Raw genomic sequence first — 7,643 nt, 5'->3', positions numbered from 1 at the left:
AGGTTATGGCGCGGGGCAGGGCCTTGGCCAAGCGGCCGGAGTGGTCAGGGCCGACCCTGTCCCGGCCCGACGTCCAGCGACCGCTTGGCGCCCCCGTCCGGCCCTGACCCGCGTCTTTCCATGTCCGCCGGCGCCCGTGGGCGGTCCCGGCTTCTTACTGCTACGTCCCCTGAGATGCGGATTCGGACGGCTTGGTTCGGGAGAGTCGCGAACTCGCGGAACCGGCCTGTCCACCGCCGCCCTGCGCGGCGTCTCGCCGTCTGGCCGTGCTCGCCGTCTGGCTTCTGGTGAGCGGGCCGCATATGCGGGTATCGCTCCCTGCATGCCTACCGATCGCAATCCTTCCGGCCAGGATCCGTCCGGACGCGATTCCGCGACGCGCATCGTGATCGTCGGCGGCGGGTACGTCGGCATGTACACGGCCCTGCGCCTGCAGAAGAAGCTGCGCCGTGAGATGCGCCGCGGCGAGGTGGCCGTCACCGTCATCGACCCGCAGTCCTACATGACCTACCAGCCGTTCCTCCCGGAGGCCGCCGCGGGGAACCTGGAGCCGCGGCATGTCGTGGCGTCGCTGCGGCAGGTGCTGCAACGCTGCCGGATCCTGAACGGGTACGTGACGCGGATCGACCACGCGTCCAAGCGGCTCACGATCCGGCCGGCGGGTGCGCAGACCGCGGGCGTGCCCGAACGGGACGTCGAGTACGACCTGCTCGTCGTCGCTCTCGGCTCCATCTCGCGGACGCTGCCGATCCCCGGCCTCGCCGACTGCGGGATCGGGTTCAAGACCGTGGAAGAGGCCATCTTCCTGCGGAACCACGTACTGCACCAGCTCGACATCGCCGCGTCCAACGCGGGCGACGAGCAGGTGCGGCGCCGGGCGCTGACGTTCGTGTTCGTCGGGGCCGGGTTCGCGGGCGTCGAGGCCATGGCGGAGCTGGAGGACATGGCGCGGGACGCCTGCAAGTCGTACCCGACCATCGATGAGCGTGAGATGCGCTGGCTGATGGTCGAGGCGACCGACCGCATCCTGCCCGAGGTGGGGCCGGAGATGGGCCGCTGGGCGGCGGAGGCGCTGCGCCGCCGCGGCATCGAGATCAAGATGGAGACGCTGCTGAAGTCCGCGGAGGGGCGGCACATCGTGCTGAGTGACGGCGAGGAGTTCGACGCCGGGACGCTCGTGTGGACCGCCGGAGTGAAGCCGCACCCCGTCGTCAAGAACAGCGATCTTCCCGTGGACGACAAGGGACGCATCAAGGCGACCGCCGAGCTGACCGTCGACGGTGTGGAGGGCGTCTACACGGCGGGCGACAACGCGGCCGTCCCCGATCTCACCGGCACCGGCGCCTTCACCGCGCCCAATGCGCAGCACGCGGTCAGGCAGGCCAGGCGTCTGGGTGACAACATCGTGGCGGATCTGCGTGGAAAGCCCAGAAAGGCGTACGTGCACGCCTACGTCGGGTCGGTCGCGAGCCTTGGCCTGCACAAAGGTGTCGCGAACGTGTACGGATTGAAGCTTCGCGGCCTTCCCGCCTGGTTCATGCACCGCACATATCATTTGTCGCGGATGCCGACCGTGAATCGTAAATTCCGGATCACCATGGACTGGACTCTCGCGGCGTTCTTCCGGCGCGAGATCGTCTCCCTCGGCGAACTGGAATGGCCTCGTCAGGAGTTCCAGCTCGCGGCCGGCCGCCAGCACGACACATGACCCCGTCCCGCCGCCCGGTCATCATGGTCTGACATCGTCCTCGCGAGGAGGCGCGCCCTGCCATGCACGACGGAGACGCCACCTGGAGCGACGTGCCCGCGGAACTGGAGACGGCTTCCGCCGCAGGGGAGATCGAGGGGACGGGCTCCGCGACGAAGGGGGTGGCGCTCCGCCTGGCGCCGCTGCTCACCAAGATCCTTCTGGGGGAGGGGCGCGACGAGGGGCGCGACGAGGGGCGGGAGGCGGCGGATGCGCTGCCGATCCGCGTTGTGGCCTGGGACGGCAGTTCCATCGGGCCGCCCGGCGCGCCCGCGTTCGTGATCAAGCATCGGCGGGCGCTGCGGCGGCTGCTGTGGAAGCCGGGCGAGATGGGCCTGGTCCGCGCCTACGTCGCCGGTGAGCTGGACATCGACGGGGACGTCGTCGCCGCGCTCGACGCGGTCGGGCGGGTGATGCGCAACGGCGACGAGCCGATCCGGCTGAGCAGCGACGACAAGCGCGACATCGTCCGCACCGCCGTGACCCTGGGCGCCGTCGGCCCCGAACCGAAACCGCCCCCCGAGGAGCTCGCCACCGGCTGGCTCGACACCGGTCGGCGCGACACTGGAGGGCGCCACACTGGAGGGCGCGATACCGGAGGGCGCGACTCCGCCGCTGAGCCGATGAGGGAGCCTGCCGAGTTCTTCGCCCGCCTCTTTGGCGACGATCTCGCGCACATCACCGGTAGCTGGGACGTCGACGCCGAGGTTGGTGGCGACGTTGACCAGGGTGTTGGTCTGCGTGCCGCTCAGGTCGCCGCTTGCGCGGGTGTCGCTGAGCGGCTCGGGCTGTTCCACGGGGCCCGGCTCCTCGACCTGAGTTGTGGGTGGGGCGCGTTCGCCCGGTATGCCGCCGTCCATCACGGCGCCCGGGTCGTCGCGCTCGCCCGCACCCCCGGGCAGGCCGACCATGCGCGCGCCATGACCGCCGACGCGGAGGCGGAGGGTTGCGTCGAGGTTCGTGGGTTCGACCTGGTCGAGGCCGGTGACGGGCACTATGACGCGATCGTCGGGCTGGCGGGGGTGGCGTCCATCGAACGTCCGGCGTCGCGGTTGTACGAGCTTCTCGCGCCCGGGGGACGGCTCGTCCTGCAGCAGCCGGTCCGGCGCCCCGGCTCGCATCAGGCCCGGCGGTCGTTCATCACCAGCTACATGTTCCCCGACGACGCCGACCTGCGCTCGCTCGGAGCGCTCCTCGACGACCTGGAAGGGGCCGGGCTCGAAGTGCGCAGAGTGGAGGCGCTCCGCGAGGACCACGCGCGCACGCTGCGCGCCTGGGCCGCCGGTCTGCGGCGCCACTGGACCGAATGCGAGCAAATGGCCGGACCCGGCCGCGCGCGCGTCTGGCTCCTCTACCTCGCCGCATCCGCGCTGGCCTGCGAAAGCGGGCAGATCGGCAGGCATGAAATCCGCGCGATTCGCCGCGATCACAACGTCCGCGCCGCCGCGACCAAGGCGGAGGGACGCACCGTGATGACCCGCTGACTCGATATGATTGCGCCGCCCCTGTAGCCCAATGGCAGAGGCGGGCTCCCTAAAAGAGCCAACGTGTCGGTTCGAGTCCGACCAGGGGCACACAACGTCCGGCCGGCGCTCTGCCGAGGGCGCCGGACCGCTCGATAGGCACAGAAACCTGGCATTTCGGAATTGTTCTTAAATCTTGCTGAAGACGTCGGATGTGGCGTGCGGTATTGTGCTGTGCTCTTTGGCACTACTGTTGAAGTTCCCCGCACTACGTGTGTAGTGTGGAGGTATGTCGGACCGACGTGAGCGGCTGCTCGACGCTGCGATCTCCGTGCTCGGTGAGCGAGGAATGCGCGGGCTCACCCATCGCGCCGTCGACGCCGCGGCGGGGCTGCCCGCCGGGTCCGCGTCCAACCATTTCCGCACCCGGGACGCGCTGCTCGACGCGGTGGTGGAGCGGTTCGCCGCCCGGGAGCGGGCCGGCTGGGACGAGGTCGCCGCGCGCGTGTGCCCGACCACGCCGCAGGAACTGGCCCAAGCGCTGACCGCTTTCGCCCAGGACGCGACCGGCCCGCGCCGGACACTGACCCTGGCCCGGTACGCGATCCTCGTCGAAGCGGGCATTCAGCCGTCGCTGCGGGCGCAGCTGACCGACACCGGTGGCCGGGTCAACACCTGGTTCACCAACTGGCTGCGCATCGCGGGCTCGACCGAGCCGGAGCGTGATGCGCCGATCATCATGAACCACTGGACGGGCGTCGTCCTGCACCAGCTGGCCAACCCCGATCCGGCGTTCGACCCGTCCGCGCAGATCTCCGCGCTCGTCACGTCGGTTGTCGGACCGCGCACTGTGGAGGCATCGGCATGAACGGCGAGCGATCGTCCCGTCCCGTCACCTCGTTTCGTCCCGTCACCTCGGTCGTGCTGGACCCCGACCAGGTCTGGCAGGTGATCGACGCGCAGCGGCGCAGCCTGGCCGACCTGCTCGACAACCTGTCGGACGATCAGTGGCGGCAACCATCGCTCTGCGCCGGCTGGACCGTGCGGGACGTCGCCGCCCATCTGACCTTGCAGCAGATCGGCCTCGGTGCCGCGATCGCGATGCTGGCGAGGTGGCGCGGCAGCCTCGACCGGACCATCCAGGATGTCGCCTGCCGCCGCGCCGCCGCGCTGACGGACGAGCAGATCATCGCTCAGATCCGGGGCATGGTGGGATCGCGGCGGCACAACATCGGGGTCACCTATCTGGAGACGCTCACGGACATCCTCGTCCACGGGCAGGACATCGCCGTCGCCCTGGGGCTGCGCCATGACGTGCCGTCGCATGCCGCGGCGGTCGCCGCCAGCCGGGTGCTGTCCATGCGCTGGCCTCGGCCGCTTCCCTCGATCCGGAAGGTGACGGGGCTCCGGTTGGTCGCGACCGACATGCCCTGGTCGGTCGGGCGCGGGCCTGAGGTTCGGGCGCCGATGGGCGTGCTTCTGTTGGTGTGCGCCGGACGTCTCGCCGGACTGTCCGAGCTGACCGGTCCTGGTGCCGGTGAGCTCGTCGCACGACTCTCAGCCCCCGCGTAGACCGCGTTCATCGGCCGCTGCGTAGCCGTGTTGGTCGGCCGCTGCGTAGCCGTGTTGGTCGGCCGCTTGCGTAGCCGTGTTGGTCGGCCGCGTTGTGGGTGTGCTTAGGTCGTGCGCTTAGATCGTGCGCTGAGTGCGCTGAGGTCGTAAGCGCGGGCGTTGACGCGTGGCTCGTGGTGCAGGGGGCGCAAGCCAATGATCAGCCCCGCGCCTGGGCGTGGGGCTGATCAATGTGGGATCTCTGCGCCAGGGTCGTGGCGCGAACATGGCGGCACGACGACGGGGGCATCCGTTGGCGGGATCCCACCAAGTCGGTTTGAAGTTTCCTAGGGGAGCCTTGCGCTCCGTCCGGCGCTAGATGCGCTCGGCGTCAGGCTCAGTAGTGCCTCGCACGGCGGGCACGCTCGTGCTCGCGCACCAGTGCCGCGGCGTAGCCGTGGGAGAGGTTGTGCTCTTCGGCCAGCCACGAACTGCGTTCCTCGCAGCGGGTGAACGACGGGCCGTTCTCGATGGCGGTGAACCACTCGGGGATGTCACGTCCTGTGACTTGCGGAATGCGGGCTATCAGCTTGCTGTGCGTCTCCGGCGAGTGGTTCAGTGACAATTGGCACCTCCAGGTCGCGGGGCTCTTCCTGCTGACTCTGCAACAGGAGTCCGGATGTGACAACCCCCTAACGGGGACCTATCTTTTACGTTACGTAGATCGTTAATAACGGGGATGTCCTCCGGAAACCCGCAGGTAGGCGCCGGGTCGGCGTACACCCGCCGTACAACCCGGCGGGGCGAGCGGACGGCCCGCAGCGGAGGCGCCTGGGCGTTCCGCGGCGGGGCCGTCGCTCGACCTGGCGTTGCGAGGGTGTGCTGGCGTTACGAGAGCGTCCTTCGTTGCGAGGGCGTCTGGTGCTACGAGGGCGTCTGGTGTTACGAGAGACGCTCCACCACCATCGCCATGCCCTGGCCGCCGCCGACGCACATCGTCTCCAGCCCGAACTGCTTGTCGTGGAACTTCAGGCTGTTGAGCAGCGTGGAGGTGATGCGGGCGCCCGTCATGCCGAACGGATGGCCGACCGCGATCGCGCCGCCGTTCACGTTCAGCTTGTCGAGGTCGATGCCGAGATCCGCGGCGGACGGCAGCACCTGCGCGGCGAAGGCCTCGTTGATCTCGACGAGGTCGATGTCGTCGATCGTCATGCCGGCCTTTGCGAGAGCTTTGCGCGACGCGCCCACCGGACCGAGGCCCATGATCTCGGGGGACAGGCCCGTGACGCCGGTCGAGACGATCCTGGCCAGCGGCGTGATGCCGAGTTCCGCGGCCTTCGTGTCGCTCATGACGACCACCGCGGCGGCGCCGTCGTTCAGCGGGCAGCAGTTGCCGGCGGTGACCGTCCCGTCCGGGCGGAACACCGGCTGGAGCTGCGAGACCTTCTCGTAGGTGGTGCCGGGCCTGGGTCCGTCGTCCTTGGCGAGGACGGTGCCGTCCGGGAGCGTCACCGGAGTGATGTCCTTCTCCCAGAAGCCGTTGGCGAGCGCCTTCTCGGCGAGGTTCTGCGAGCGGACGCCGAACTCGTCCTGCGCCTGCCGCGAGATGTCGCGCAGGCCCGCCACGTTCTCGGCGGTCTGGCCCATCGCGATGTAGATGTCCGGGAGGCTGCCGTCCTCGCGCGGGTCGTGCCACGTGGGCGAGCCGCCCTCGCCCGCCTTGGCCGTGCGGTCCTGGGCGTAGGCGAACTGCGGGTTCTGAGTGTCGGGGAGGCCGTCGCTGCTGCCCTTGGCGAACCGGCTGACGGTCTCGACGCCCGCCGAGACGATGACGTCCGCCTCGCCCGTCTTGATCGCGTGGAAGGCCATCCGGGTCGTCTGGAGAGAGGACGAGCAGTACCGGGTAAGGGTGGCGCCGGGCACGTCGTCCCAGCCCAGCAGCACGGCCACGACGCGGGCCATGTTGTAGCCCTGCTCGCCGCCGGGCAGGCCGCAGCCGAGCAGGAGGTCGTCGATCTGGCTCGGGTCCAGTTGCGGGACCTTGGCCATCGCGGCTGTGATCATCTGTGCGGTGAGGTCGTCGGGCCGCATCTCCTTGAGCGACCCCTTGAATGCGCGGCCGATCGGTGAACGCGCGGTTGCGACGATGACTGCCTCGGGCATGTGCGGGTCTCCTGTCTCAGCGGCCGATCCTGTAGCGACCACGACCACACCGATCGGTCTCACGGCCCCGCCCCCAACGTGCCGTATGACCGCGGGCCGGGACACCGCCGCTTGGTCGGTTTGGCGGCCGTATCACGTTCCGTCGGTGTTACTCATCGGTCACCAGCAATCTAGCCGCTGCCCCGGCGGTACTTATAGGGCGGGTCCCCTTTGTGTTGACATTGGGTCCAATTGTGGCTGGTGTTGCTCGGCTTCCGCTCCTGCTGGTCTCCGCTGGCCCGTGCTGCGCTGCGCTGGCCTGCGTTGGTCTCCGCTGGTCCCGGTCTGGGGATGACATCCGCCTCATGTGGGCGGGACCGCGAGCGCCAGAACCTTTACACGGCCCCGCCGGGCGGCCGCCGCAAGCGCGGGCGGCGGCCGTGCGGCGGGGTCGAATGACCGACCGGGGCTCGTCGACGGTGACCGGACGGGCCCCGGTCTTCGTTCTTATTTCGTTTTCGATTCTTTGCCGTCAGAATGCCGTGTGTTTGTTGGCGGATTCAGATTGACGGAATTCAGGTTCGGGGGCGGGGGCGGCGCTGCGTACGGGGCCGCCCCTCCAAAGTCAAGGGCGCTTCGCGTCGCTTCGCGATGGGACTCCGTCCCACCCTTGACTTCGGAGCCTCTACGGCCCCTGGGAGCAGCTTTCATCGGGCAGGCTCCGCCTGCCCGATGAAAGC

General features: G+C 69.4%; 6 protein-coding genes and 1 tRNA gene. 5 read left to right on the top strand and 2 right to left on the bottom strand.

The annotated features are described in order from the left end of the window. Nucleotides 1-412: 412 nt before the first annotated feature. From ETD83_RS37005 to ETD83_RS36985, 5 genes are all read left to right on the top strand, one after another. Nucleotides 413-1,708: an NAD(P)/FAD-dependent oxidoreductase gene (locus ETD83_RS37005; RefSeq protein WP_230421437.1), complete on the top strand. Its 1,296-nt coding sequence runs from the start codon at nucleotides 413-415 to the stop codon at nucleotides 1,706-1,708. A gap of 62 nt (nucleotides 1,709-1,770) precedes the next feature. Then, nucleotides 1,771-3,231 (top strand): class I SAM-dependent methyltransferase, encoded by a 1,461-nt coding sequence (locus ETD83_RS37000; protein ID WP_138649861.1) that lies wholly within the window; start codon nucleotides 1,771-1,773, stop codon nucleotides 3,229-3,231. 17 nt (nucleotides 3,232-3,248) lie between these two features. Then, a tRNA-Leu gene (locus ETD83_RS36995) sits at nucleotides 3,249-3,321 on the top strand. A 178-nt stretch (nucleotides 3,322-3,499) separates the two neighbouring features. Beyond that, complete coding sequence (locus tag ETD83_RS36990) at nucleotides 3,500-4,078, top strand: TetR/AcrR family transcriptional regulator (protein WP_138649860.1); 579 nt, start codon at nucleotides 3,500-3,502, stop codon at nucleotides 4,076-4,078. Continuing rightward, nucleotides 4,075-4,782, top strand: a complete 708-nt coding sequence (locus tag ETD83_RS36985; protein WP_230421436.1) for a maleylpyruvate isomerase family mycothiol-dependent enzyme — start codon at nucleotides 4,075-4,077, stop codon at nucleotides 4,780-4,782. Before ETD83_RS36990 ends, ETD83_RS36985 begins: the two co-directional genes overlap by 4 nt. A 376-nt stretch (nucleotides 4,783-5,158) precedes the next feature. Here the strand turns inward: ETD83_RS36985 and ETD83_RS36980 are convergent, their stop codons facing one another. After that, the gene (locus ETD83_RS36980; protein ID WP_138649859.1) at nucleotides 5,159-5,386 is read right to left on the bottom strand and encodes a DUF4287 domain-containing protein; all 228 of its coding nucleotides are present in this window, start codon (nucleotides 5,384-5,386) and stop codon (nucleotides 5,159-5,161) included. 317 nt (nucleotides 5,387-5,703) lie between these two features. Further along, a complete protein-coding gene (locus tag ETD83_RS36975; protein WP_138649858.1) occupies nucleotides 5,704-6,924 on the bottom strand; it encodes an acetyl-CoA C-acetyltransferase in 1,221 nt (406 codons plus the stop codon). Nucleotides 6,925-7,643: the final 719 nt, after the last annotated feature.

The organism is Actinomadura soli (assembly GCF_005889715.1).
Classification (GTDB): domain Bacteria; phylum Actinomycetota; class Actinomycetes; order Streptosporangiales; family Streptosporangiaceae; genus Spirillospora; species Spirillospora soli.
This window is presented reverse-complemented; position numbering and strand designations above follow the sequence as displayed.